Here is a 25,219-nt window from a genome sequence, read left to right on the forward strand (position 1 = left end):
TCCTTCAGGTGTATCCGCCCATCTTCCTTCTCTGTACAACTGTACGCATTCTTTTTTAAATTCATAACTATATTTCATAAAAATACCCTCCTTACTGGTTTGTCCAGTAAAGAGGGTACATATCAAAGATAACATTCCGCTTAAAATCATTTAATTCAATTCGTGTTTTAGAAAAACACTTCAAATACTAAAATATTCGATTTTTAGAATAAGTTTAGTATTACTCCACCATGTTGAGCAATCAATGGTGCGAATACTAATGATACTACCGTCATCAATTTAATTAATATGTTTAATGATGGACCTGAAGTATCCTTGAATGGATCCCCAACAGTATCTCCAACTACAGCTGCCTTATGAGCATCTGATCCTTTTCCACCGTGTTGACCTGATTCAATATATTTTTTAGCATTATCCCATGCTCCACCACTGTTTGACATGAATATTGCCATTAATACGCCTGTTACAAGTGAACCTGCTAAAAGTCCTCCTAAAGCTTCTGCACCTAATAAGAATCCCATTATAACTGGACAAACTACAGCTAACAAACCTGGAACAAGCATTTGTCTTAATGCAGCACCTGTAGAAATATCTACACATTTTTTGTAATCAGGTTGTTGAGTACCTTCCATAATTCCTGGGAACTCTTTAAATTGTCTTCTAACTTCAACAATCATATCATTTGCAGCTGTTCCTACAGCATCCATAGTCAATGCTGAGAATAGGAATGGTAACATACCACCAATGAACATACCAGCTACAACTTCTGGACTTGTAACATCTATTTGTTTCAAACCTACTACAGCTGTATATGATGCAAATAATGCTAATGCTGTTAATGCAGCACTACCGATTGCAAATCCCTTTCCTATTGCAGCGGTAGTATTACCAACTGAGTCTAATTTATCTGTAATATTTCTAACATCTTCTGGTAATTCGCACATTTCAGCAATACCACCAGCATTATCTGCTATTGGACCATAAGCGTCTACTGCAATTGTCATTCCACAAGTAGATAACATACCTATAGCAGCTACTGCAATACCATACAAACCTTCTGTAGGGTTTGTAGCACCATTTGATGCAAAGAATGAAATTATTATACCAATAGCTATTACAATAATTGGACCAGTAGTTGATTTCATTCCTGTAGCCAATCCTGAGATAATATTTGTAGAAGAACCTGTTTCTGATTCTTCAGCAATTTTTTGAACTGGCTTTTTATCTTCGGATGTGTAGTATTCAGTAAATTGTGAAATTATCAATCCAACTAATATACCAGCTAATACAGAAAAGAAAGCATTATTACTACCAAGAATAGATCTTGATAAGAAGAATGATCCTGCGATTGCTAATATTGAGCTGATAATTGTACCTGTATTTAAAGATTTTTGAGGATCTTTTCCTCCTCTAACTGTAAATACACCTATAATAGATGCAATAACACCTAAAGCTGCTGTTGCTATTGCAAACGATACTCCCTTTTCTTCGTAAGCTAATAAACCTAATGTAATACCTGATAAAATACTACCAGCATAGGATTCAAATAAGTCGGCTCCCATACCAGCAACATCCCCTACGTTGTCCCCAACATTATCTGCAATTACTGCAGGGTTTCTAGGGTCATCTTCAGGAATACCTGCTTCGACTTTACCAACCAAGTCTGCTCCAACATCGGCGGCTTTTGTATAGATACCACCACCAACTCTGGCAAATAAAGCTATAGAAGAAGCACCAAAACTAAATCCAGTAACAACTTCAGCATCTTGGAAAATAATATAAGAAAGAGTTATACCTAAAATTCCTAATCCAACAACGCACATTCCCATTACTGCTCCACCAGAAAATGCTACGTTTAATGCTCCATTCATTCCTTCTTCTTTTGCCGCATTAGCTGTCCTAACGTTTGCCTTTGTTGCAGCTTGCATACCGATGTAACCTGCAAGTACACTAAATATTGCACCAGCTAAAAAACAAATTGCTGTCTTATAATCGATTGCAACACCTAGAATTACACATACTATAACTACAAAAATAATAAGTGCTTTGTACTGGCGAGAAAGATAAGCCATTGCTCCGTCGTGAATAAATCCAGATATCTCCCTCATTCTTTCATTACCAGCACCTTTTTTACTTATGCTACTAAATTTTATTGCAGCAAATAATAAAGCGATAATACCTGCTGCAATAGCTAAATAGTAATACATATTGTCCATGATTTACTCCTTTCAACTATTAAATTATTTTATATATGCTAACGCCAAAGCTGAAACCAAGAATATAACTGATGATACAATAACAACTCTGTTAATATAATTATCCTTAGTTAATCTTCCACCATGTCCACCGACATTAGTTTCGCCTGTTAACGCTGCCATCCCTTCTGATTTAGTTTCTTGACTCATCACTGCAATTATTATTACAATGCTGGCAATAACTAAAATTACTGAAAAAATAGTCTTCATTTATACACCTCATTTCAATTAAGTTGATATATAAAATATAACATAGACATTCGATATTATCAAGATACTTCATATATCATTATTGCACAAAGATATTATACCACAAATTTCTTTGAATTTAATTGATAATCAGTATTGATTTATCAAAAATCATGTGCTATACTTATTGTGATATCAATTATCAATACTTATTATAGAGGTGGTTATGTTACAAGACATATTATTAGAACATTGTTATCCCGCACTAAGTAATCTCAAATTTGCAAATATGATAAATGTTGATTATACAGATAGCATATTTGAAGACATATTTAAATTAAACGAAAAATTATCAGAATATAATTTTAGCTTAATTATTTTAAAGCAAACTAGAAAAAAGTTGTTGCTGTACTTAATAAATTACAATTTAATAGAAAACTATAATGATAAGAGGCTGCAAAATGCTTTGAAAAGTTATGGTTATCCTGCGGATAATTTTAATAGCAGCATAAATTTTTTAAAGAAAAGATTACTTGAAAATGAATTTCCTCATGAAATCGGATTCTTCTTAGGGTATCCCTACGAGGATGTTCTTGGTTTTATCAATTACAACGGAAAAAATGAATGTATTTCTGGAAAATGGAAAGTATATTCTGATGTAGAAAAAGCAAAAGATATATTTAAAAAATATGACTACGCTAAACTCGTAACAAAAAGATTATCATTACAAGGAAATAACTTGTTTGATATAATAAATTATTTTAAGGAGTAAATTATGAATTTATTAATTTTATACTGGTCTCAAACTGGTAACACTGAAAAAATGGCTCAAATTATTAAAGAAGAATGTGAGTCAAAAGGATCTAAAGTCGAAATGGTATTTAGTGATGATTATAAAAACTACGATATAGACAATTTCGATGTCATTGCTTTTGGGTGCCCTGCTATGGGTGATGAAGAACTAGAAGATACTTCATTTGAACCGATGTTTTCTGATTTAGAAAATACATTAAGTGATAAAAAAATTGCTCTCTTTGGTTCTTATGAATGGAACAACGGTGAATGGATGGGCTTTTGGAAAGAAAGATGTTCGAAAAATAATTTAAACGTTATTGATACTGTAATTTGCTATGATACACCAGACGAAAATTCTACTGCTGATATCAAAAAATTCGCAGATAATTTATTAAAATAATACTTAAAAAAGCTTGGTAGTCATCTAAAACTACCAAGCTTTTTATTAGCTTTTTATTAGCCTTTTAATTCATTTCTGTTTTCTTGTAATTCTTCCAATAGATTGTTCAACTTGTCTTGAGTTGTTTCCAACATTTCATCGATATATTGGATAGATTGACTCTTTAATAGTCTAGCATTGTTTTCAGCTTGAGAAGTAATTTCTTCTGCATTTTTTTGAGCTGCAATAGTAACATCGTGTTCATTTACCATTGTTTCAAATCTGTTTCGAGCTTCTTGGTCTATTTTTTCTGCTTCTTTGTAAGCTTGAGTTCTAATATTTTCAGATTCTCTGTTAGCTTCATCAATAATTCTATTCTTTTCAGCATTAGTCCATTGAGCTTGTTTGATTTCTTCTGGTAAATTTTCTCTCATATCTTTTAAAACTGATAGAAGTTCTTCTCTTTCAACCATAACTTTTTTAGAAAATGGAACTGTTGATGCTTCATCAAGTATGTCTTCCATTTCTTCTATTAACTTAATAATATCCATGTAACCCTCCTACATTGAGCTAATTATTCTTACAATTATTATAATAAAAATATCAAATTAATTCAAGATAAAGCATTTATTTATCGTTAAATTTATCCTTTATATCGTCAATGATATTTTCTGGAACAAGTTCTGATATATCAGCGCCATAGGAAGCTATCTCTCTTACTATAGAAGACGAAAGAAATGCATATTTCCCATCTGCGACTAAAAACAATGTTTCTAATTCATTATTTAATTTCTTATTAGCCAAAGACATTTGCATCTCTGATTCAAAATCACTAACAGCACGTAGTCCCCTTATAATTGTACTACATCCTATTTGTTTTGCAAAATCTACAGTCAATCCTTCAAATTGATGAACTCTTACATTAGATAAATGGCTACAAGATTTTTTAATCATCGAAACTCTTTGTTCAAGAGAAAATGTGCTTTTCTTTTGAATATTTTTTACAACAGCTACATTTACTTCTTCAAAAATTTTTGCACTTCTTTCAATAATATCCATGTGTCCATTCGTAATTGGATCAAAACTACCCGGATATAATACCTTTGTTTTATTCATTATCATTCCTCAAAAAATATATATTCTTCTTTTTACCATATTGTTTTTCTTTTTCTAATTTCAAATTTTTGAAATATTCATCAGACAATTCTTTTTCAGATTCTAATATCACAAGACAATCATCATTTAAAAGATCATTATCTATGAGCATTTGAATGGATTCTTTGTAATAATTTAATCTTTCATAAGGCGGATCGATAAAAACATAATCAAATTTTAATCCTTGTCTTCTGATATTTAATAAATTTTTCTTAAAATCACCTTTAAAGACTTTTGCGAATTCCTGTGATTTTGTATGCTCAATATTTTCATTGATGCATTTTATATTATCATTAGAAGCTTCACTAAATACTACTAAATCACATCCACGACTTATGAACTCTATACCAACTGCTCCACTTCCTGCAAATAAATCTAATGCTTTGGAATTAGGTTTTACTTGAAAAATCACACTAAATATAGCTTCTTTAATTTTTCCTTCCGTCGGTCTTGTAAATCTATCTAGATCGGTATTTAAGTTCATACCTCTCATTTTCCCTGAAATAACTTTCATTTCTCACCTCAATTAAAAATAACATTTTCTAGTAATTTATCTTTAAACTTATTAATTTCTTCATCCAAATACATATATTCTTTAGTTTCGCATAAATCATTCGTATATATATACTCAGTTATAAGAGCAGCTTTTTCTATCAAATCATAGTCTTTTTCTAGGTCTGCTATATTTAGAAGTGGTATTCCTGATTGTCTTGTTCCTAACAAATCACCACTACCTCTCATCATCAAATCCTTTTGTGATAGTTCAAATCCGCTGTTTGTTTTAACCATAATATTCATTCTTTCCATTTGTTCATCAGAATGTGCATTGTTGATAAGAATACAATAAGATTGATCTGAAGATCTGCCCACTCTACCTCTTAGTTGATGAAGTTGTGAAAGTCCAAATCTTTCTGCATTATATATAACAATTACATTTGCTTTTTTGACATTAACCCCAACTTCAATAACTGTTGTAGATACCAATATTTTTGTTTTCCCGTCTACAAAATCTTTCATAATTTCTTCTTTTTCCGAAGATTTCATTCTACCATGTAACATTCCAACATTTATATCAGAAAAATATTCACTAGATAACCTATTGTAAAGTTCTGTTACATTCTCTAAATCCAATGCTTCAGATTCTTCTATCAATGGACACACAATATAAGCTTGAAACCCATTTTCAACTTGTTTTCTGATAAAAGCTGCTATTCTTTTTTCATAACTAAATCCAACAGAATATGTTTCTATTACTTTCCTGCCTTTAGGCATTTCATTTATTGTTGATATATCCAAATCCCCATAGTAAGAAAGTGCTAAAGTTCTTGGAATTGGAGTAGCTGTCATCACAAGAACATCTGGATTTTGTCCCTTGTCTGAAATTTTCTTTCTTTGTCCTACACCAAATCTATGTTGCTCATCGGTAATTACGAGTCCAAGCTTTTTAAATTCCACAAAATCTTGAATTATTGCATGCGTACCAACTATGACATCAAAATAACCCGCCCTTATTCCTTCTAAAACAGAATCTTTTTCCGATTTCGTTAAATCAGATTTTAATAAACAAACTTTTAACCCAAATTTTGAAAAATCATCCGATAAGTTTTCATAATGTTGTGTCGCTAAAATATCCGTAGGAGCCATAAAAGCTGATTGATAACCACTTGAATATGATTTGAATATCGCTGCTTCAGCTACTATTGTCTTTCCACTTCCTACATCTCCTTGAACCAATCTATTCATTCTCTTTTCAGATGTCATATCACTTTCAATATCTCTAATTGCTTCTAACTGTCCTTTTGTAAGTTCAAATTTTAAAGACTGTATGAAAATATCCATGCTTTCGTCAGTTTGAAATTTTATATAATTTTGTTCGTTTAGTGTTGTCTTCATTGATTTCATTGCCAATTGCATTATAATAACTTCTTCAAGAACAAGCGCTGTCCTAGCTCGTTTAAATTGTGCATAATCCACAGGTCTGTGTATGTTTTTTATTGCATTTCTTTTGTTCTCAATATCGTAGTTTTTAATCATACTATAAGGAATAACATTTTTAATTTCATCAATACAATGTTTAATAGCAAAATCAATGAATTTAATCATATCATTATTTGTAACGCCTTTTTTTACTTTGTAAATTGGATAAATAATGCCTAATTTCCCACCAAAAGTTTTACTTAAAATTGGTGACGATATTTTGAATTGATTTTGAACTCTATTTATTTTCCCATACAAATAGTAGGTAGTGTTTGGTAGAATTTGATTTCTGATAAAAGGCTGATTAAACCATGACACACTTATTTTAGAAGTATCGTCAAAAGCAATAGCAGATGTTAAGTTTAAATTTCTTCTAAGATATCTAGTTACAGGCTTTGAAATAAATTTGACTTTTATAACGCAGCTTTCTTCATCTCGTATATCTATTATATTTTTTATTGTTGATCTATTTTCGTACCTATACGGGAAATAATTCAATAAATCATTAACATCAAAAATACCCATTGAGTTTAAAACTTCTAATTTTTTCTTTCCTATTCCTTTTACTTCTGATAATTGCATAACTCACCACACAAAAAAATCCCTACATTAAACATACAAATAATAGACCGATAAAATCGATCTATTATTTGTAATTATTTGTAAGGAGTTATTCTATTGAAAATACATAGTAATATAAAGGTTGAGATCCTTCGACAACCTCAATATCAATATTTTTGTATTCTTCTTCCAAACTATCTTTCAATTTATTAGCCATCATTTCATCACAGCCTTCACCATAATAAATTGTAACCAATGAATCGTCTTTTTGAATTAGTTGTCTCAATAAATCCATTGAAACTTTATTAATATCATTACCAACCGCTCTGATATTCTTTTGGTCAAGACCGATAATGTCATCTTTCTTTACTTTAATATCTGACATATTTAAATCTTTTACCGCAAAAGTAACTTCACCAGTCTTAACTGTTGCTATTACATCGTTAAAACTATCAAAGTTTTCTTCTGCACTTGCTTCTTCATTGAATGCTAAAAGAGCCGAAATAGATTGTGGTACGGCTTTTGTCTCTACAACAAATACCTCTTTTTTATCAACTATTTGTTTTGCTTGATTAGCTGATAATATGATGTTCTTATTGTTAGGAAATACAAAAACTGTCTTTGCATTAACTCTTTCGATAGAATTAACTATATCTTCAGTTGAAGGATTCATTGTTTGTCCACCAGTAATCACTTCATCAACATTTAACATATCGAAAACTTTACTGAATCCTTTACCACTACTAACCACTACAAATCCAAAATCTTTTTCTGGTTCTGAAGTTTTTGTAGAAGCTTGATTAATTTCTTCTTCAGTAGAATGCAAGTTTTGATGTTGTAATCTCATATTATCTATTTTGATATCTCTTAGAGCACCTAGTTCCATGGCAATTTCTAAAACTTTACCAGGATTATTAGTATGAATATGAGTTTTGATTACTCCATCACCTTTTACAACTAGTAAACAATCCCCAAAGTTTTCTAATTTTGATCTATATGAATTCTCATCTGCATCAGTCATTATAAAAAATTCAGTACAATATCCGAATTCTATTTCTTCATCTGATACAACATTAGTATTTTCATTAATAGTTCTAGAAGATTCGTCAATTATTGTTTCTGAAATTAATTTTTCATTATCGTAATTTAAAACGCCTTCTAAGAATAACATTAAACCTTGTCCACCTGCATCAACTACGTCGGCTTCTTTCAAAACAGGTAACATTTCTTTAGTTTTTAGAAGTGCCTTGTTACCTTCAGATATAATATCTGTCAAAAATTTTTTAATATCTTCGTAATTTTGATAGTTTTGATCAGCAAACTCACCCATACATCTAGAAACTGTAAGAATAGTTCCTTCTGTTGGTTTCATTACAGCTTTGTATGCAGTTTTATAACTTTCTACAAATCCATCTCTTAATGCAAATATATTAAATTCAGTATAATCTTTAAATCCATTATAAAAACCTCTCATGATTTGAGAAGTAATTACACCAGAATTTCCTCTAGCTCCCATAAGAGAACCATCACTCATAGCTTTAGCTAAATTTGCAATACTCAAATCAGTTACGCCATTAACTTTTGAAATAGCTGATTTAATTGTCAATGTCATATTAGTACCAGTATCTCCATCTGGAACTGGAAAAACATTTAAGCTATTTACTATTTCTCTTTTATTTTCTAAGTTCTTAAATCCCGCTAGAAGGCAATTCTTGAACAGTGTTGCGTCATTCTTCATTGTGCCCCCTATTTTTCTTCATTTATTCTCATATCTTGAACAAGAACATTAACACATTCTACTTCAAGACCAGTTTTATTTTCTACACTATATTTAACTGTATCAATAATATTTTGGCAAACCACAGCAATTTTAGTACCATATTCCAAAACTACAGTTAAATCTATTACAATTTTATTATTTTTTGTATAAACTTTTACTCCCTTACTCATATTGTCTTTATTGAGTAACATTAAAAATCCATCTGATAAATTTTTATAAGCTAGTCCAACAATTCCGTAACAACTCATAGCTGTTTCACTAGCAATAGTTCTAACGATATTATCTGATATTAATATTGAACCATATTCGTTATCAATTTTAGTAGTCATATTACCTCCTATTTGTGATACCTAACTAATTATATTATACTCTTTTGATGTTTAAGATTCTAATTTACATATTAATACTATATTATTATAACATATTTTAGCTCTAAAAGCTTGAAATTCAGTTTTAAAATATGCTATAATATCAAGAGACATTTGAAAAAGAACCAGGAGGTGTAATTATGTCCAAAAAATGTGAAATTTGTGGTAAATCAAGAACTTTCGGAAATAATAGATCATTTTCTTTAAGATCTTCAAATAGAAGCTGGGCACCTAACATCAGAAAAGTTAGAGCTTTAGTCGATGGCAAACCAAAAAGAATCAATGTATGCACTAGATGCTTAAGATCAGGTTTAGTTGAAAGACCTCAATTTATCAAAACAACAGAAGAAGAATAAAACAAAGAGTCGAAAACTTCGACTCTTTTTTAATCTCTAGAATCAATTAAAAGGCCATATCCCTCTATTAATTCTATATATGCTTTTTTATTTTTTATTTTATTACTAATCGTCAATGATGAACAAAAATCAACATCTAAAAATTCGCTGTCGTATTCAAAACCTTTTAATTTAATTTTAATTCCACTATTCGATAAAACTACAATGGAAATATAGTCATATTTCATAACACATTCTGTGCTTTCTCCTAAGAATTTAATTATATTATTGTTACCAATAAAAATAAGTTCAATCCCTTTTTCATAACATCTTTTTGAATAAATTAAATTCGACATTGTGTGATCTAATCTGGTTCCTGTTGCCCCAAAAGCATATATTGTATTACAGTTCTTTTCGATTAATATATTTATTGCGGCTTCAAAATCAGTAAAATCTTTTTTGCAATTATATTTTTCAAAAATCTTGTTGTTTTCTTCTAGAAAATTTTTGTCCTTATTATTTATAGAGTCAAAATCTCCTATAGCAAAATCAAAATCTTTATGATAATCGGTGAAATATTTTGTTCCACCATCTACAGCTATTCTAAAGTCTGATTTTTCATAATATTCTTCAAAAAGATTCTTATCAGATAATTCCCCTGCGCAACAAATCAAGCCAATCATTTTTTACTAACCTTTGATACCGGTTTAATTAAAATTAATATGACCACTATAGCTATAATTCCATTAGGAACAATGTATGTGATGTTATATAAGAATGATCCTAGTAATGCAGGAATATCTGATGGCAATGTGTTTTTGAAAAATACATAACCACTTAAAATCGCAGCTACTCCTCTCATTAAAATAGCGAATATACATGCTAAAATCATTTTATAATTAATTTTGCCACTCAAAGTTTCTTCATTACATCCTAACCCTGATAATCCTAAAGCCATATAAGCTATTGGATAATCTAGCATATATTGTATTGGATGGATAACGTAAGGATCAACAAAGCTATCCAAAACTCCATACATTAATCCAATTACAATCCCTGGTTTTAGCCCCCATCTTAGTCCAAATAATAAAATCGGAACATATCCCGCTAGGGAAACAGATCCTCCTCTTGGCATTTTAAAAATAACAATGCTATTTAGTACAGCTGTCAAAGCTAAAGTAATTGCCCCTTCAACCATAAATCTCAAATTTTTGTTCAAAATATCCTCCTTTTAACTATAATTTTTGATTGTAAATATCTAGTTGCGATTCTATGTCATGATTAAAAACATCTGAACCACTTACAATTAGATTAGCTCCAGATTGTAATACTTTATCGACATTAGAAGTTTTCACTCCTCCATCAACTTCCAGTAAAATATCTTTTTTTGATGTTTCTATCATTTTTCTTGCATCTTTTATTTTTGAATATTGACTCTCTATAAAGGATTGTCCTCCAAAGCCTGGATTTACACTCATTACAAGTATTATATCCAAATCATCAATAATATAATCACAACATTCCAATCCTGTGGATGGATTAAGTGCTAATCCACATTTTTTTCCAGCTTTATGAACAATCTGAATAATCCTATGTGGATGAAAAGTTGCTTCTGGATGAAAAGTAATTATATCAGCCCCGGCATTCAAAATGTCATCTATAATATTTTCTGGTTTGTTAACCATCAAGTGACAATCAAGAATAAAGTCCGGATATTTTTCTCTTATTTGTTTTATAACTGCTGGACCAAAAGAAATATTTGGCACAAAATTTCCGTCCATAACATCCAAATGCAAATATTTTATTCCCTTATTTTTTAGTATATCTAAGTTTTTTTCTAATTCAAAAAAGTTACACGCCAACAAAGACGGACTTAAATTAGCCATTAATACCTCCTAATTTTTTTGTATTCTTCAACTATCTTCAAATAATTATCATATCTACTCTGGGATATTTCTCCAATTTCAACAAGTCTTTTTATTTCACATTTTGGTTCATTAATGTGATCACAATTATTGAACTTACATCTTAAACTATGTTTTCTAAATTCTACAAAATTATTTTTAATTTCGGACTTGTCATCTAAAAAAGACAAATCAAAAGAACTAAAACCCGGTGTGTCTAAAACGTAAGTATTGTCATCTACCATTTTAATTTCAATGTGTCTTGTCGTTTGCTTTCCTCGCTGAGTTTTATCACTTATTTTACCAGAAATAAAATCCTCACTTGGAAATAATTTTTTTAAAGTACTAGATTTCCCTGCTCCACTAGGACCAATAACACAATTTATATGATTTCTGAATTCATTTAATAATTCTTCATTAGTGATTGAAGATTCATTTGAGTTGAATATTACTTTATACCCAATATTTCTGTATATATCAGCAAAATATTTTTTCTCATCTTCAGATACTAAATCAGTTTTATTAAATACAATGACACAATCAATGTTATTTTTCTCAATCATTAGTAGATATTTGTCTAGTAACATTAGATTAATATTAGGTGACTTAATGCTACTTAGAACGAAACATTTATCTATATTACTCACTTCAGGACGGTGCAAAAGTACAGATCTTGGATGTATTTTTAAAATAAATCCAAGACCATTTTCTACGTTTATATCTACTTTATCGCCTACAACTGGAGTAATTTTCTTGTTCCTAAAATTCCCCTTTGCCTTCGAAGGATACACTTCGTTTCCAACGCTTACGTAGAATAATTCCCTTTGAATTTTCGTAATAACACCTGTTTTATCCGACATTAACTAATTCTCCATTAATATAGACTTTAATATCATTATTAGGTTTTACTTTTACTTTAATTCTGATATCTCCTTCAGAAGCATTATGATTTTCTTCATATATTATATTATTTTCAGTTTCATCTTTAATAGTTACTGTGTAAATTCCTTTTTCTACAGGTTTACTTATTCTGAATACTTTATCAATCATTTCAGGTTCTTTTTTACCTTTACTGATTATAACATCAATTGAACTATCTTTTTTTAGTTTCTTTCCAGCATCATATTGTTGCCATATAACTTGATTTGTATCATATGAATTGCTAAATTTCTTTTCAATATTTCCTATATTTAGTCCGATTGATTTTAATTTATTACTAGCTTGACTTATATCCGCTCCTATTAAATCAACCATCTCTACTAGTTCTTCTTTTTTACCTAAAGAAATTACAACATCAACTTTAGAGTCTTTACTTATGCTAGTTCCTGCATCTGGGTGTTGTTGCATAATTTTTCCAGCTTCAAAATTATCGCTATTTTCTTTAGTTATTTCACCAATTTCTAAGCCTAATTTATTTAGTTGAATTTTAGCATTTTCAATAGTCATATTGGATAAATTAGGTACAGACACCTGTTCCTCGCCTTTGCTTACAACTAATTTTATAATAGTTCCTTTTTTCACTTCTGTACTGGATTCAGGATCTTGTTCTAATACTTTTCCTGGTTCAACACTACTTTCAGTCTTATATTCTGAAACAACAGCAATTAAATTATTAGCCTTAGCTTTATTTAAAGCTTCGGTTTCCGTTAAACCAGTTAATGCAGGAACTAAAACTAGATCTTGCTTATTCTTGTTTATATATTTCTTGCCAAATATAATTGCAACAAATACCAGAGCTGCTAAAACTATAGGCAATAGAATCCACATAAATTTTTTAGATTTATTTTTATTATCTTTTGTAGAAGATTGTTTGGGCGTTTTATAAACTGCTTCTTTTACTTCAGGTTGTTCATCATTTTCTTTAATTATTGGATTTTTAGTAGTTTTTTGATATAAATCAGAAGAATAGTTTTGATAATTTCTCAACATTTCTTTCAATTCTGTAGCTGATTTAAATCTATCATTAGGATCTTTTGCCATCGCTTTAACTATTATATCATTAAGACCTTGTGGTAAATCATGACGAAGATTTATAGGTGGCACCAATGGATCTTGAATATGTTTCAATGCAATTCCAACAGCATTTGGTGCATCAAACGGTACTTCTCCTGTAGCCATTTGATACAATACAACACCTAATGAATATATATCACTTTTCTCATCAATAAATTTACCCTTTGCTTGTTCTGGTGAAATATAATGAACAGTTCCCAAAACAGTTGAAGTATATGTCAATGTTGCAGACGAAGAAATTCTTGCAATACCAAAATCTGTAGCTTTTAAATTATTAGATTTATCAATTAACATATTATGTGGCTTAATGTCTCTGTGAATTATTCCATTCTTATGAGCACATTCTAATGCACTTGCTATTTGAACTCCATAATTTACGATATCTTCAATCGGCAAAATTTGTTTTTCATCGATTATATCTTTTAATGTCTTACCATCTACATATTCCATTACGATGTAATTATATTTGCGACCATCAACATACGAACTTCCAACATCGAACACACTTACTATATTTGCATGAGTCAATGATGCAGCAGATTGTGCTTCCATAGCGAATTTTCTCAGAAAATCTTGGTCTTCCATATATTCATTTTTTAATACTTTTACAGCAACATATCGATTTAAAACAGTGTCCAAAGCTTTGTATACTTTGGCCATCCCGCCAACGCCGACCTCTTCTATTATCTCATATCTATCGCCTAAAACTTTACCTATCATAATTTTCCCCTTCATATAAATAAAGCGTAATAGTTATATTATCAATACCTTCGATATCATTTGCTTCATCAATCAAATTTTGAGCTATTTTATCCAAATCTGATTCTTCTTTAATAATATCAACTATATCTTCATTTTCTAATTGTGAAGTCAAACCATCTGTGCACATTAATATCAAATCACCCTTAACAAGCTCAACGTTAAAAATGTCTATATCTACAGTATCTTGAATTCCTAAAGATCTTGTAATAACATTTTTTTGTGCAAAATCAACGGCTTCTTCTTCAGTAATAGTTCCAGATGATAATAAATCATTCACAAGAGAATGGTCTACAGTTATTTGCTTTAATTCTTCATCCCTGTATAAGTACAATCTGCTATCGCCAACATTTGCAACAATAGCATTTTCATCATAAACTAAACAAGCAACTATCGTTGTGCCCATATTTCTATGTTCAGTATTATTTTCACTGTCTTTGTAAACTTCCTCATTTGCTAAAGTAATTGCTTTACGCAGTATGCTTTCGTAATCTTTTTCATTTTCTTTTTCTTTTACGTAGTTTATAACTGTTTCGACAGCTTTTTTACTTGCAACCTCACCAGCTTTATGTCCACCCATTCCATCGCACACAACAAGCAAGCTAAAATCATCTGTAATGTAATTCATATGATAATCTTCATTAAGCTTTCTTACCAATCCGATATCTGTGCTTGAAGCATATTTCATTTCACACCTCTTTTAGTCATATTGTTAATTCTTAATTGTCCACAGGCTCCTTCAATATCAATGCCCTGTTTTCTTCTTATTGTAGTATTAACATTGTTTTTATTCATGTAATTCATAAATTCCATCATCTTGTTTCTATCTGGAGATTTTTGATTAAATTCTTCAATAGGATTTAATGTTATTAAGTTCAAAAGACAATTTCTATTTTTTAATAAATCGACTAGCTTGTCCATATATTTTTTTGAATCATTTACACTTTCGATTACCGTATACTCAAATCCAATTCGCCTTTTTGTTTTATCAAAATAATAGTCACAAGCATCTAGAATTTCTTCAATTGAGTATTTGTTTCCAATGGGCATTAGCTGATTTCTCTCATTATCAAATGGATTATGAAGTGAAATAGTTATGTTTATACCTATATTTTCATCTGCAAGTTTAATTATTTTATCGACTAATCCACACGTAGACAATGTTATATTTCGAATAGACATATCTTGTCCTTCTTTATTCGTAATCAGATTAATAAATCTAATAACATTATCGTAATTATCTAATGGTTCTCCTATCCCCATTAGTACCATATTGTTAATTCGTATACCCAAATCATTTTCTACCAAATATATCTGAGCGCACATTTCATAAGGTTGTAAATTCCTTAAAAAACTTTTCTTTGTCGACGCACAAAATTTACATCCCATTCTACAACCAATTTGTGTTGATAGGCATATTGAAGTGTGAGTTTTATATTCCATAAACACCGTCTCTACGATGTTACCATCACTCAACTCTATAAGATATTTTTTCGTGTTGTCTAATTTTGAATCAATCCTTTTGATAATAGAACAATTTTTGATATCATTATATTCTTCTAGTTTTTTTCTTAAATCATTTGAAAAATTAGTCATTTTATCAGGATTGAATATTCTATTTTTATGAATAGCTTGAAAATACTGCAATGCTCTGAAAGATTTTTCTCCATTATTCACAAAAAATTCTTTCAGTTCATAGACAGTCATATTTTCCAAGACAATTTTATTTTGCATATTATTCACCAATCTAAATTATATCAAAAATCTCAAGTTTTGTAATCTATTAGTCTTTTACAAACTTTGAAATGAAAAATCCCTGTGTTCCTTTTTGGAAAGGCATAAGTTTTATAAATTCATTTTTATCTCCATAAAAATCAATATCTTCTCTTTTTAAATTTAATTTGTTTTCAATATAATCCACATTTTCTTCGTTCTCTTCTTTTAAAAGAGAACATGTAGAATATACTAAGATGCCGTCTTTTTTTAAATATTTTTCACAATTTTCAAGAATTTTTCTTTGGATTCGAACCAAATCTTCTACATCTTTTTTCGTTCTGAACAACTTTATCTCTGGATTTTTATTGATAACACCAGTTGCAGAGCACGGTGCATCCACAAGAATTCTATCAAATTTATTTATCAAATCTTCTTGTAAAATAGTCGCATCAAAATTCATATATTGAACATTTTCAACTCCACATTTATTCACATTCTCTTTTATTCTATATATTTTATTCTCGTTAATATCATTACAGTAAATAATCGATTGATTATTTGTTATCTCTTGAATGTTGCATGATTTTGACCCAGGAGCTGCACAAATATCAAGAACTATGGAGTTCTCCACTGGCTCTAAAACCTCTGCACACAAACTACAAGAACCATCTTGGATAATAAATTTACCTTCTTTAAATTCGTTCGTATCTATTATCGATTCAGGATTTCTTACGATAAAACTATCTTTTAAAAAAGGATGTTCTTCTAATACGAATCCCTGATTTTCTAAATTTGTTTTTAAATTATTCTCCTTCAATTTATTTTGTTTAATTACAAAATCAGATTTGTAAAAGAAAGATTTGAGAAGTTTTTTTACAGTTTTTTTAGAATAAGATTTGTTCAACATCTTAAGTAATTCTTTGTTTATGGAAAATTTTAATTCATCTCCTAAATCTTCCTCATCCAAATTAATCCTGCAAACCTCCCTTAGAACAGCATTAACATAATCTTTATAATGTGTTAAGTTGTTAGCCAATTCTACTGCTTCGTCAACTACAGCATAATCAGCTGTTTTCATAAATAGTATTTCCGTAGTTGCCATTCGCAATATTTCCAGAACAATTTTATCAAGCTTATTTAATTCCAAATCGCTGCACTTAGATATTACATAATCTATGAAAAATCTATTTTCTATTTCTGTAAATACACACCTTTTAATGTACGCGATATCTCTCTTGTCCAAATCACCATAATCATAAGTCTTTAATAATTCAGAAGAGTATCCCGATTTATTATTAATTGAGTTGGTAATATTAATTATTTCGTTTCTAATATTCATAATCTCTCATTTCTTTTAATTATTTTAATTACATAATATATTTTACACTAAAACAGCAAAAATAAAAAAATTGAACCTAAAAGGATTAACCTTAGGTTCAATCTACATTAATTTTTAATCTCTATCTCTTGATATCAGTATTAATCTTACCAATTGTAACAGTGAAACCAAAGCGCTTGCTATATAAGTTAATGCAGCTGCTTTTAAAACTTGTTTCGCAGGTTCTATTTCATCATCAGTCAACAGCCCATTTGATAAAGCTCGTATAGCTCTACTACTAGCATCAAACTCAACAGGTAATGTAACTAATTGAAACAAAACAGTCGCTGAGAATAAAATAATTCCAAATTCTACTAATGGTCTCATGCTAAACATAAATCCAAGTAAAATTAAAATCCACACTGATTTCGATGCGAAATTCACAACAGGAAACAACGATTCTCTAAATCTCAAGAAACCATAATTTTCCTTGTCTTGAATCGCATGACCTACTTCGTGACTTGCCACAGAAACTGCAGAAATCGACTGACTATTATACACTGCATCTGATAAAGCCAAAACTTTTTTTGATGAATCATAGTAATCAGTCAAGCTTCCTTGAACATTTACTATTTCTATATCTGACAAACCTTCGTAATCAAGCAAAACTCTTGCCATTTCTTTTCCAGTCAATCCTTTTGAATTAGTTGTTTCCTTATACTTATCAAAAGTATGAGTAACTTTGATTTGTGAATAAAACGCCAATATCAAAGCTGGAATTAACAGCAGCATAGTTCTATCATAATAAAAATTAAACAATGATTCCTCCTACAAAATTATTCCCTCTTCAAATGAATTTCCATTCAAATATTCGCTAACGTTAAGAGGTTTTTTATTTGGAAGTTGTAATCTTGTGATAATTATAAATCCATCTTCACAAGCAACCTTAATTCCATTTTTGTCTACTTTTACAACTTCCCCATTCTTATTATCATTATATTGTTCTATTATGTTGATATTGTGAACTTTTACAGTTTTATCGTTTAATTTAAAAAATAAACCTGGCCAAGGAGTCAATCCTCTAAATTTATTGTAAATTACTTCTGCTTTTTCATTAAAATTAATTTCACCCATAAATTTTTGAATTTTACCTACAGTAGATGCTTTATCTTCATTTTGTTTTTCTCTTGAATCGAAATATTTTTGATAATCATTGATAACTTTATCTATTAAATCAGCACCCATTATCATTAATTTATCGTGTAATTCTTCAAGCATAATGTTTTTGTCAAGCTCAATTTTATCTACAGCTAAAACATCACCTGTATCAAGCCCTTGTTCAACTAGCATAATACTTACACCAGATTCTTTGTCGCCATTTAGTAACGAATAATTTATAGGAGAAGCCCCTCTGTATTTGGGCAAAATTGATGCGTGAACATTTAAAATCTTATTTTTAAATCTATCCAAAATTCTTTTTTTGATTAATTGACCATAAGCTACCACCACAATAAAATCAGGATTAAGTCTGTCTAATAGATCAAAGACTTCATCGTCATTTATATTTTGTGGAGTAATAACATCTATTCCCAAATCCATAGCTCTTTTTTTAACTGCCGTAGGTGAAAACTTATTTCTATTTCGTTTTTTATCTTGTTGTGATATCACTAATTGAATTTCGTTATTTGGGTTGTCATATAATCTTTGCAAACTCTCAACTGCAAAATCTGGAGATCCCGCAAATACAATTTTATTTTTCATCATTCAATCTCTCAATCTCTTCATCAGAAAGATTCAATACTTTATCAGTGTACAATACGCCATCCAAATGGTCTAATTCATGACAAAAACAATGTGCTTTGTAATCAGTGCCTGTTTTCCTTTGAATGTTTCCGTCCAAGTCTGTGTATTCTACAGTAACAGTCTTAGGTCTTTCAACATATCCATTTTTACCAGGAACTGACAGACAACCTTCAACATTAATTTGCTTTTCATCTGATCTTTCTACGATTTTTGGATTTATTAGAACCATTTTACCGTCTTCATCTTGCATGTCTATTACTACTATTCTCTTAAGCATTCCTACTTGAACACAAGCCAATCCTATTCCTTTATTTTCATACATTGTTTCAAACATATCATCTACGATTTGTTTGATTCTATCATCTATTTTTTCAACCTCTCTTGATTTTTTTCTCAAGATTGGATCATTTTCTAATCTTATTTGTCTTAATGCCATTTTATCTCCTAAAAATAACTTTGAGGATCTAACGTTATTTTAAGTGTTATTCCCTCTAAGTTAATATTGTATTCATTATTTATCAAAACTTTTTTTATTATTTCTATTATTTTATCTTCTCCATTTGGAAATTTGTAGTACAAATCAAACCTGTACATATTATTAATTCTCTCTATTGGAGAAGGATGAGGCCCATTTATTAATGTTGTAGATAGTTTGTATCTTCTGATAAGGGCAGCAACGTAATTCGAAACTTCATTGATTTTTTTCATAGCAACATTTCTGTTTTTACTGGAAATATTAATATTTAATATTCTGAAAAAAGGAGGATAATTAAATGATTTTCTTAGCTTTATCTCCTTTTCATAAAACATCTTATAATCATGAAGTGCCGCCGATGTTATAGCAAAATTATCAGGCTTATATGTTTGAATAATCACATCTCCTTCATATTCTGCTCTTCCTGCTCTTCCAGCTACTTGAGTTATCAATTGAAAAGTTTTTTCATTAGATTTGTAATCTCCTAAGTTCAAACTAATATCTGCAGCCATTACTCCGACTAATGTAACATTTGGAAAATCAAATCCTTTCGACAACATTTGCGTCCCGATTAATATATCTATTTCTTGATTATTCATCATATCATAGATTTTTTTGTAATCTTTTTTTGTGTTTGTAGTGTCTCTATCCATTCGTGCAATTCGAGCATTTGGAAAAAGCTCTCTAGTTTCTTCTTCTAATTTTTGAGTACCTGCTCCAAACTCTTTTATAAATTTCGAGCCACAGTTTGGGCATACTTTCGGCTTTAGAGCTGTTCTTCCACACATGTGACAAATCAATCTATTTTTTGTCTTATGATATGTCATGGAGACATCACAGCTATCACATTTTAGTACATATCCACATCTTCTACACGAAATAAAAGAAGTGTGACCTCTCTTGTTTAAAAACAAAATAGTTTGTTTTTTGTTGTTTAAATTTTCTTGAATTTTATTGAGTAGAACTTTACTGAACATTCTCATGTTTCCAGTTTCAAGTTCTTTTCTCATATCTACAATAGTGCATTCAACAGGGTTTGTGTCATTAGCTCTTTTATTCATTTCAATAAGATTGTACTCACCTTTTAAAGCTTTGCTGTATTCTTCAACTCCAGGAGTTGCTGAACCCAATAAAAGCTTTGCATTATTATATTCTGCTCTAAATCTGGAAATATCAATAGCGTTGTATTTAGGATTTTTTTCACTTACATAACTTGTTTCATGCTCTTCATCTATTATTATCAATCCTAAATTTTTAAACGGAGAAAATACAGCACTTCTAGCTCCAACTACTATTTTATATTCTCCATTATACATTTTTCGAAATTGTTCGAATTTTTCGTTAACATTTAGCTTAGAGTGAATTATCGCAACTTTCCCTGGAAACCTACCCTCAAACCTTTCAATCGTCTGCGGAGTCAATGATATTTCTGGAACCAATACTATGCTATCTTTACCTTCATTTAACATTTTTTCAACCAAATGCAAATAAACTTCAGTTTTACCACTACCTGTTACACCATGTAACAAATTAAATTGATTTTCTAAAATCGAATTATAGGCTTTTTCTTGCTGTGAATTTAGTTTTATTTTTTGATAAGTTTTAGTATCGTCCACGACAACTCTGTCAACTTCTTTAAAATAAATTTCAACAATTTTCTTTTCTTCAAGTGATTTTACTACACTTGAAGTCGTATTTGTTTTCGCTAAAATCTCACTATAAAGTATGTTATTATTAGTTTTTAGCATATCAACTATTTTTTGTTGAGCATTTGCCCTTTTTGAAATAACTGGATTATCGTCTATAAGTTTGACGTATTTTAAAAATTTTGGAGTAATTTTTTGATCATATACTAAATCCATTTTTAAAAAATCAGATTTTACATACTCCATTAGCTTTTTATGGCTAATATCTGAAATTTCTTTAATTTCTGAATATTCTTTCTTGGTTTTAAGAATATTGTACAAATCTTCATCTACATTCAGTAGTTTATCATTTGCAGTGAAATATTCTTTTAATTCTTCAAAGTTTCCAGGTGGCAAAATAGTTTGAAAAGCGGAGCTATAATCGCTTAAATAATTATCTACCATGAAAAAAGCCATATCAATTGATTCTTGTGTGACAATAGGATTCAAGTCTACTACTGATATTATTTCTTTGTAATCGATATCTCGTTTAGGGTTATCATTAATTCTAACCACTAATGCTAATTTGTTAATATTTGATTTACCAAAAGGGACTATAACTCTCATTCCAACTTCGACATCTTCACTTGAATAATATGAGTATAGTCTGTTAGTCATCTTCGATTTGTTTCTAAAAATAACATCAATATACATGTTTACCTACTTTATCAAATCCAATATCTTATCTGCGATATTTAACTTTGTGTCCTTACCAATTTCTAATATATTATCTTTGCTGATTACAGTTACCTTATTATATTCTGAATTAAATCCAATGTCTTTTTTTGATACATCGTTTAATACTATAAAATCTAGATTTTTTTTATCTAACTTTTTCTTAGCATTTTCTAATAAATTATTTGTTTCTGCGGCAAATCCAATAAAGATTTGATTATCTTTTTTATTTAATGATTTTAAAATATCTGGGTTTTCTTCTAATTCTAAAGAATTAATGCCATCTTGTTTTTTTATTTTTAAATCTTTTCTGTTCTTTACTTTAAAATCACTTACAGCTGCCGCCATAATTAAACAGTCAAAGTCGTCAATATAACTTTCTATTTTTTCTTTCATTTCAATTGCAGACTCCACTTTTATGTTTTCAATACCATATGGATTTTCTGCTGTTGTTTTTCCAGAAATAATTGTTACATCGGCTCCTCTCATAAAAGCTTTCTTAGCAATCGAATATCCCATTTTCCCACTGGAATCATTCGTTATATATCGTACAGGATCAATTCTTTCAACTGTTGCTCCTGCAGTAACCAAAATTTTCTTACCTTGTAAATCTTTTTCGCAAAAGTATTTTTCAACTTCTTCAACAATTTCCCAAGGTTCTTTTAATCTTCCGTTTCCTTTTGTATTACAAGCAAGCATCCCACTATTTGAATCTACAATTAAGTGTTTTTTTTGTTTCAAATCTTCTATGTTTTTTTGTGTCGCAGGATTATTCAACATATTGGTATTCATACTTACACAAAACATTATTGGCTTGGTATATGCTAGCGCAGTAGATGATAACAAATCTTCTGCGATACCATAATTTATTTTAGCCATAGTATTTGCACTAGCAGGTGCAATCAAAAACAAATCTGCCCATTTTGCAAGCTCTATATGTTCAACAACCTTGTGTGAATTATTATGAAACATTTTGTTTTTAACATCGCATTTGCCAATTGTTTCAAAAGTCATTGGACTTACAAATTCACAAGCTGAATCAGTCATAATTATTTTGATATTATAGTCAAGTTTTTTTAGTCTACTTACAACATCTACAACCTTGTAAATAGCAATTCCTCCAGTAACACCTAAAAGAATATTTTTATTCATTTGATTTGTTTTCCCAAACCTTTTTTTCCATAACTTCTTCTAAAGCTGTAGTAACTGGTTGAGCTTTTGCTTTCTTTAGTTTTGTGTCTTTGCCATCTATTAACATTCTTGCTCTTTTACTCACCATTACACAAAGTGCATATCTACTATTATTTATTTCTGATAATTTTTTAAATGATGGATTAATCATATTTTTCTCCTTTTACAACTCTAAATTTTTCTGCATCAATTATAGTTTCAATATTTTTTACAGTTTCATCGACATCTTCATTGATAACTGCATAATCATATTCATCAATAAAACTCAATTCTTTCTTGGCGTTTTGCATTCTAATATTAATTGTTTCTTCATCTTCTGTATTTCTGCCTTCAATTCTTCTCCTAAGTTCAATTAAATCCGGTGGAAGAATGAAAACAAAAACAGCTTCTGGATAGTTTTCTTTTACTTTTAATGCACCCTGAACATCAATCTCTAGAATGACTATCTCCCCTTTATTTATTTGATCAAAAACAAATGATTTTGGAGTCCCATAATAATTATTGTGTACATTGGCATATTCGATGAAATCTCCCTGTTCGATTTTCTTCTTAAACTCATCCAAGCTCAAGAAATAATAATTTTCTCCGTCTACTTCATAGGGTCTCTTCTTCCTTGTTGTAGCTGATACAGAATATACAATATCATTTTTTTGTGATATTAATTTTTCACAAACAGTTCCTTTACCAACTCCTGATGGTCCAGAAACAACTAATAAAAATCCGTCTCTCATTTTAATCTTCCTTATTATTTGATTTATCTAATCTCATTTGTAAAGTCTCTGGTTGAAGACAACTCAACACAACATGACTTGAATCCATAATTATTACACTCCTGGTTTTTCTTCCAAAAGTAACGTCTATAAGATTATTATCTTCTTTTGCTTTTTGAACAATTCTTTTAATTGGATTTGTTTCGGGACTAACAATTGCGATAATCCTGTTGCTATTAACTAAATTTGAAAAACCTATACCTAAACTTTCCATTTTCCCTCTATTCAATATTTTGTACTTGTTCTCTTAATTTTTCAATCAAACTTTTAACTTCAATAACACAAACTGAAATAGATTCATCATTAGATTTTGAAGAAATTGTATTAATTTCGCGATTCATTTCTTGAATTATAAAATCCAATTTACGTCCGATGCAATCTTTCATATCCATTGCCGATTTAAATTGAACTATATGTGAATCAAATCTCTTTAATTCTTCGTTAATGTCAGCTTTATCAGCCATCAAAGCAACTTCCAAGTACATTCTATCCTTATCAATTTTTTCTTCATCTAACAATTCAGATATTTTATTAAACAAATTTTCTCTGTATTCTTTTACACTATTTTCAGTTAAACTTGATATCTTAGATATTTGATCTTCTATTTTTGATAAATTAGTCGATAAATCTTCTCTCAAATTATCGCCTTCAATAGATCTCATTGAATAAATTTTATTCACAGCTTCATCTAAAACTTTTAGAATATTATCGTGCAAAAATTCATTGTCCAAATCTTTGTAAGTAAATGTCATTACATCATCATATTTTACTAAATCTCTTACACTAATATCCGATTTCATATCTAACTTTTGATTTAATGAATCAAGTTTTTCCTTGATTTTTTGAGCTAATTCATAGTTAATATCCACACTGTCAACTGATAGTTGATATTTTTTAATTTTGATATAAACATCAACTCTACCACGTTTTAACTTATTTTTGATTAATGATTTCATGTCTTCCAACATAAAATTCAAAAAACTCGGCATTGAAAAATTGAAATCCAAATACCTATTATTAACAGATTTGATTTCAATATCTATGCTGCAATCTTCTAATTCCAAACTTGAAGATCCAAATCCTGTCATAGACTTCATTTCTATCGCCTCCCTTGAT

The 25,219-nt window shown here is 29.6% G+C and carries 28 protein-coding genes; 3 read left to right on the forward strand and 25 right to left on the reverse strand.

Going from position 1 to position 25,219, the window contains the following annotated elements; genetic code table 11:
* Positions 1 to 203 precede the first annotated feature (203 nt).
* Complete coding sequence (locus tag ACU68W_RS07810) at positions 204 to 2,216, reverse strand: sodium-translocating pyrophosphatase (RefSeq protein WP_094205604.1); 2,013 nt, start codon at positions 2,214 to 2,216, stop codon at positions 204 to 206.
* A gap of 24 nt (positions 2,217 to 2,240) precedes the next feature.
* Positions 2,241 to 2,465, reverse strand: a complete 225-nt coding sequence (gene secG, locus ACU68W_RS07815) for a preprotein translocase subunit SecG (protein WP_002836307.1) — start codon at positions 2,463 to 2,465, stop codon at positions 2,241 to 2,243.
* 205 nt (positions 2,466 to 2,670) lie between these two features.
* Here secG and ACU68W_RS07820 point away from each other — a divergent pair, with 205 nt between their 5' ends.
* Together ACU68W_RS07820 and ACU68W_RS07825 are read left to right on the forward strand one after the other, a co-directional pair.
* Complete coding sequence (locus ACU68W_RS07820; protein WP_094205603.1) at positions 2,671 to 3,216, forward strand: DUF3793 family protein; 546 nt, start codon at positions 2,671 to 2,673, stop codon at positions 3,214 to 3,216.
* 3 nt (positions 3,217 to 3,219) lie between these two features.
* Positions 3,220 to 3,639, forward strand: a complete 420-nt coding sequence (locus tag ACU68W_RS07825) for a flavodoxin (RefSeq protein ID WP_094205602.1) — start codon at positions 3,220 to 3,222, stop codon at positions 3,637 to 3,639.
* 56 nt (positions 3,640 to 3,695) lie between these two features.
* Here the strand turns inward: ACU68W_RS07825 and ACU68W_RS07830 are convergent, their stop codons facing one another.
* The 6 genes from ACU68W_RS07830 to ACU68W_RS07855 form a co-directional block, all read right to left on the reverse strand.
* Positions 3,696 to 4,169, reverse strand: coding sequence for a hypothetical protein (locus ACU68W_RS07830; RefSeq protein ID WP_035109473.1), 474 nt, complete (start codon positions 4,167 to 4,169; stop codon positions 3,696 to 3,698).
* A 76-nt stretch (positions 4,170 to 4,245) separates the two neighbouring features.
* A complete protein-coding gene (coaD, locus tag ACU68W_RS07835; RefSeq protein WP_094205600.1) occupies positions 4,246 to 4,734 on the reverse strand; it encodes a pantetheine-phosphate adenylyltransferase in 489 nt (162 codons plus the stop codon).
* Positions 4,727 to 5,287 (reverse strand): 16S rRNA (guanine(966)-N(2))-methyltransferase RsmD, encoded by a 561-nt coding sequence (rsmD, locus tag ACU68W_RS07840; RefSeq protein WP_094205599.1) that lies wholly within the window; start codon positions 5,285 to 5,287, stop codon positions 4,727 to 4,729. Before rsmD ends, coaD begins: the two co-directional genes overlap by 8 nt.
* Positions 5,288 to 5,295: 8 nt before the next feature.
* Positions 5,296 to 7,332 carry an ATP-dependent DNA helicase RecG gene (recG, locus tag ACU68W_RS07845; protein ID WP_446756378.1) on the reverse strand — a complete coding sequence of 679 codons (2,037 nt, stop codon included), beginning with the start codon at positions 7,330 to 7,332 and terminating at the stop codon, positions 5,296 to 5,298.
* An 88-nt stretch (positions 7,333 to 7,420) separates the two neighbouring features.
* Entirely contained in the window at positions 7,421 to 9,049 is a 1,629-nt protein-coding gene (locus ACU68W_RS07850) for a DAK2 domain-containing protein (RefSeq protein WP_446756379.1), read from the reverse strand.
* Positions 9,050 to 9,057: 8 nt separating this feature from the next.
* A complete protein-coding gene (locus tag ACU68W_RS07855; protein WP_094208535.1) occupies positions 9,058 to 9,420 on the reverse strand; it encodes an Asp23/Gls24 family envelope stress response protein in 363 nt (120 codons plus the stop codon).
* A gap of 179 nt (positions 9,421 to 9,599) precedes the next feature.
* Here ACU68W_RS07855 and rpmB point away from each other — a divergent pair, with 179 nt between their 5' ends.
* On the forward strand, positions 9,600 to 9,815 hold the full coding sequence (gene rpmB, locus ACU68W_RS07860; protein WP_002836298.1) for a 50S ribosomal protein L28: 216 nt from the start codon (positions 9,600 to 9,602) through the stop codon (positions 9,813 to 9,815).
* A 29-nt stretch (positions 9,816 to 9,844) separates the two neighbouring features.
* Here the strand turns inward: rpmB and ACU68W_RS07865 are convergent, their stop codons facing one another.
* The 17 genes from ACU68W_RS07865 to ACU68W_RS07945 all read right to left on the reverse strand — a co-directional run bounded on the left by ACU68W_RS07865 (position 9,845) and on the right by ACU68W_RS07945 (position 25,200).
* Positions 9,845 to 10,477 (reverse strand): thiamine diphosphokinase, encoded by a 633-nt coding sequence (locus ACU68W_RS07865; RefSeq protein WP_446756380.1) that lies wholly within the window; start codon positions 10,475 to 10,477, stop codon positions 9,845 to 9,847.
* Entirely contained in the window at positions 10,474 to 11,013 is a 540-nt protein-coding gene (thiT, locus tag ACU68W_RS07870) for an energy-coupled thiamine transporter ThiT (protein ID WP_316512911.1), read from the reverse strand. Before thiT ends, ACU68W_RS07865 begins: the two co-directional genes overlap by 4 nt.
* Positions 11,014 to 11,029: 16 nt before the next feature.
* Positions 11,030 to 11,680 carry a ribulose-phosphate 3-epimerase gene (gene rpe / locus ACU68W_RS07875; protein ID WP_446756381.1) on the reverse strand — a complete coding sequence of 217 codons (651 nt, stop codon included), beginning with the start codon at positions 11,678 to 11,680 and terminating at the stop codon, positions 11,030 to 11,032.
* Positions 11,680 to 12,558 (reverse strand): ribosome small subunit-dependent GTPase A, encoded by an 879-nt coding sequence (gene rsgA, locus ACU68W_RS07880; RefSeq protein WP_094223401.1) that lies wholly within the window; start codon positions 12,556 to 12,558, stop codon positions 11,680 to 11,682. Before rsgA ends, rpe begins: the two co-directional genes overlap by 1 nt.
* Complete coding sequence (pknB, locus tag ACU68W_RS07885; RefSeq protein WP_094223400.1) at positions 12,548 to 14,431, reverse strand: Stk1 family PASTA domain-containing Ser/Thr kinase; 1,884 nt, start codon at positions 14,429 to 14,431, stop codon at positions 12,548 to 12,550. Before pknB ends, rsgA begins: the two co-directional genes overlap by 11 nt.
* Positions 14,421 to 15,158 (reverse strand): Stp1/IreP family PP2C-type Ser/Thr phosphatase, encoded by a 738-nt coding sequence (locus ACU68W_RS07890; RefSeq protein WP_094223399.1) that lies wholly within the window; start codon positions 15,156 to 15,158, stop codon positions 14,421 to 14,423. The genes pknB and ACU68W_RS07890 overlap by 11 nt, the downstream gene beginning before the upstream one ends.
* Positions 15,155 to 16,204, reverse strand: a complete 1,050-nt coding sequence (rlmN, locus tag ACU68W_RS07895) for a 23S rRNA (adenine(2503)-C(2))-methyltransferase RlmN (protein ID WP_094223398.1) — start codon at positions 16,202 to 16,204, stop codon at positions 15,155 to 15,157. Before rlmN ends, ACU68W_RS07890 begins: the two co-directional genes overlap by 4 nt.
* Positions 16,205 to 16,253: 49 nt before the next feature.
* Entirely contained in the window at positions 16,254 to 17,525 is a 1,272-nt protein-coding gene (gene rsmB, locus ACU68W_RS07900; RefSeq protein WP_094223397.1) for a 16S rRNA (cytosine(967)-C(5))-methyltransferase RsmB, read from the reverse strand.
* A 114-nt stretch (positions 17,526 to 17,639) separates the two neighbouring features.
* Positions 17,640 to 18,323, reverse strand: coding sequence for a zinc metallopeptidase (locus tag ACU68W_RS07905; RefSeq protein ID WP_094223396.1), 684 nt, complete (start codon positions 18,321 to 18,323; stop codon positions 17,640 to 17,642).
* A gap of 9 nt (positions 18,324 to 18,332) precedes the next feature.
* A complete protein-coding gene (fmt, locus tag ACU68W_RS07910; RefSeq protein ID WP_094223545.1) occupies positions 18,333 to 19,265 on the reverse strand; it encodes a methionyl-tRNA formyltransferase in 933 nt (310 codons plus the stop codon).
* Entirely contained in the window at positions 19,255 to 19,743 is a 489-nt protein-coding gene (def, locus tag ACU68W_RS07915; RefSeq protein ID WP_094223395.1) for a peptide deformylase, read from the reverse strand. Before def ends, fmt begins: the two co-directional genes overlap by 11 nt.
* Positions 19,744 to 19,751: 8 nt before the next feature.
* On the reverse strand, positions 19,752 to 22,121 hold the full coding sequence (gene priA / locus ACU68W_RS07920; RefSeq protein WP_094223394.1) for a primosomal protein N': 2,370 nt from the start codon (positions 22,119 to 22,121) through the stop codon (positions 19,752 to 19,754).
* 6 nt (positions 22,122 to 22,127) lie between these two features.
* Complete coding sequence (gene coaBC, locus ACU68W_RS07925) at positions 22,128 to 23,294, reverse strand: bifunctional phosphopantothenoylcysteine decarboxylase/phosphopantothenate--cysteine ligase CoaBC (protein ID WP_094223393.1); 1,167 nt, start codon at positions 23,292 to 23,294, stop codon at positions 22,128 to 22,130.
* Positions 23,287 to 23,484: a DNA-directed RNA polymerase subunit omega gene (gene rpoZ, locus ACU68W_RS07930; protein ID WP_094203559.1), complete on the reverse strand. Its 198-nt coding sequence runs from the start codon at positions 23,482 to 23,484 to the stop codon at positions 23,287 to 23,289. Before rpoZ ends, coaBC begins: the two co-directional genes overlap by 8 nt.
* A complete protein-coding gene (gmk, locus tag ACU68W_RS07935; protein ID WP_094207058.1) occupies positions 23,477 to 24,064 on the reverse strand; it encodes a guanylate kinase in 588 nt (195 codons plus the stop codon). The genes rpoZ and gmk overlap by 8 nt, the downstream gene beginning before the upstream one ends.
* A gap of 1 nt (position 24,065) precedes the next feature.
* Positions 24,066 to 24,317 carry a DUF370 domain-containing protein gene (locus ACU68W_RS07940; RefSeq protein WP_002838275.1) on the reverse strand — a complete coding sequence of 84 codons (252 nt, stop codon included), beginning with the start codon at positions 24,315 to 24,317 and terminating at the stop codon, positions 24,066 to 24,068.
* Positions 24,318 to 24,324: 7 nt separating this feature from the next.
* Positions 24,325 to 25,200, reverse strand: a complete 876-nt coding sequence (locus tag ACU68W_RS07945; RefSeq protein ID WP_094223392.1) for a YicC/YloC family endoribonuclease — start codon at positions 25,198 to 25,200, stop codon at positions 24,325 to 24,327.
* Positions 25,201 to 25,219: the final 19 nt, after the last annotated feature.

Source organism: Finegoldia sp. P2-F-LR (assembly GCF_052932265.1).

Coding starts and splice junctions, on each gene's coding strand:
- ACU68W_RS07940 (WP_002838275.1), bottom strand. CDS start 24,317: ATGGAAAGTTTAGGTATAGGTTTTTCAAATTTAGTTAATAGCAACAGG.
- ACU68W_RS07810 (WP_094205604.1), bottom strand. CDS start 2,216: ATGGACAATATGTATTACTATTTAGCTATTGCAGCAGGTATTATCGCT.
- ACU68W_RS07855 (WP_094208535.1), bottom strand. CDS start 9,420: ATGACTACTAAAATTGATAACGAATATGGTTCAATATTAATATCAGAT.
- ACU68W_RS07865 (WP_446756380.1), bottom strand. CDS start 10,477: ATGATTGGCTTGATTTGTTGCGCAGGGGAATTATCTGATAAGAATCTT.
- pknB (WP_094223400.1), bottom strand. CDS start 14,431: ATGATAGGTAAAGTTTTAGGCGATAGATATGAGATAATAGAAGAGGTC.
- ACU68W_RS07820 (WP_094205603.1), top strand. CDS start 2,671: ATGTTACAAGACATATTATTAGAACATTGTTATCCCGCACTAAGTAAT.
- recG (WP_446756378.1), bottom strand. CDS start 7,332: ATGCAATTATCAGAAGTAAAAGGAATAGGAAAGAAAAAATTAGAAGTT.
- rsmD (WP_094205599.1), bottom strand. CDS start 5,287: ATGAAAGTTATTTCAGGGAAAATGAGAGGTATGAACTTAAATACCGAT.
- gmk (WP_094207058.1), bottom strand. CDS start 24,064: ATGAGAGACGGATTTTTATTAGTTGTTTCTGGACCATCAGGAGTTGGT.
- rpmB (WP_002836298.1), top strand. CDS start 9,600: ATGTCCAAAAAATGTGAAATTTGTGGTAAATCAAGAACTTTCGGAAAT.
- fmt (WP_094223545.1), bottom strand. CDS start 19,265: ATGAAAAATAAAATTGTATTTGCGGGATCTCCAGATTTTGCAGTTGAG.
- rsgA (WP_094223401.1), bottom strand. CDS start 12,558: ATGTCGGATAAAACAGGTGTTATTACGAAAATTCAAAGGGAATTATTC.
- ACU68W_RS07850 (WP_446756379.1), bottom strand. CDS start 9,049: ATGAAGAATGACGCAACACTGTTCAAGAATTGCCTTCTAGCGGGATTT.
- priA (WP_094223394.1), bottom strand. CDS start 22,121: ATGTATATTGATGTTATTTTTAGAAACAAATCGAAGATGACTAACAGA.
- def (WP_094223395.1), bottom strand. CDS start 19,743: ATGGCATTAAGACAAATAAGATTAGAAAATGATCCAATCTTGAGAAAA.
- coaD (WP_094205600.1), bottom strand. CDS start 4,734: ATGAATAAAACAAAGGTATTATATCCGGGTAGTTTTGATCCAATTACG.
- rpe (WP_446756381.1), bottom strand. CDS start 11,680: ATGGCTAATTTAAGTCCGTCTTTGTTGGCGTGTAACTTTTTTGAATTA.
- coaBC (WP_094223393.1), bottom strand. CDS start 23,294: ATGAATAAAAATATTCTTTTAGGTGTTACTGGAGGAATTGCTATTTAC.
- rsmB (WP_094223397.1), bottom strand. CDS start 17,525: ATGAATATTAGAAACGAAATAATTAATATTACCAACTCAATTAATAAT.
- secG (WP_002836307.1), bottom strand. CDS start 2,465: ATGAAGACTATTTTTTCAGTAATTTTAGTTATTGCCAGCATTGTAATA.
- ACU68W_RS07890 (WP_094223399.1), bottom strand. CDS start 15,158: ATGAAATATGCTTCAAGCACAGATATCGGATTGGTAAGAAAGCTTAAT.
- ACU68W_RS07830 (WP_035109473.1), bottom strand. CDS start 4,169: ATGGATATTATTAAGTTAATAGAAGAAATGGAAGACATACTTGATGAA.
- rpoZ (WP_094203559.1), bottom strand. CDS start 23,484: ATGATTAATCCATCATTTAAAAAATTATCAGAAATAAATAATAGTAGA.
- ACU68W_RS07825 (WP_094205602.1), top strand. CDS start 3,220: ATGAATTTATTAATTTTATACTGGTCTCAAACTGGTAACACTGAAAAA.
- rlmN (WP_094223398.1), bottom strand. CDS start 16,204: ATGCAAAATAAAATTGTCTTGGAAAATATGACTGTCTATGAACTGAAA.
- ACU68W_RS07945 (WP_094223392.1), bottom strand. CDS start 25,200: ATGAAGTCTATGACAGGATTTGGATCTTCAAGTTTGGAATTAGAAGAT.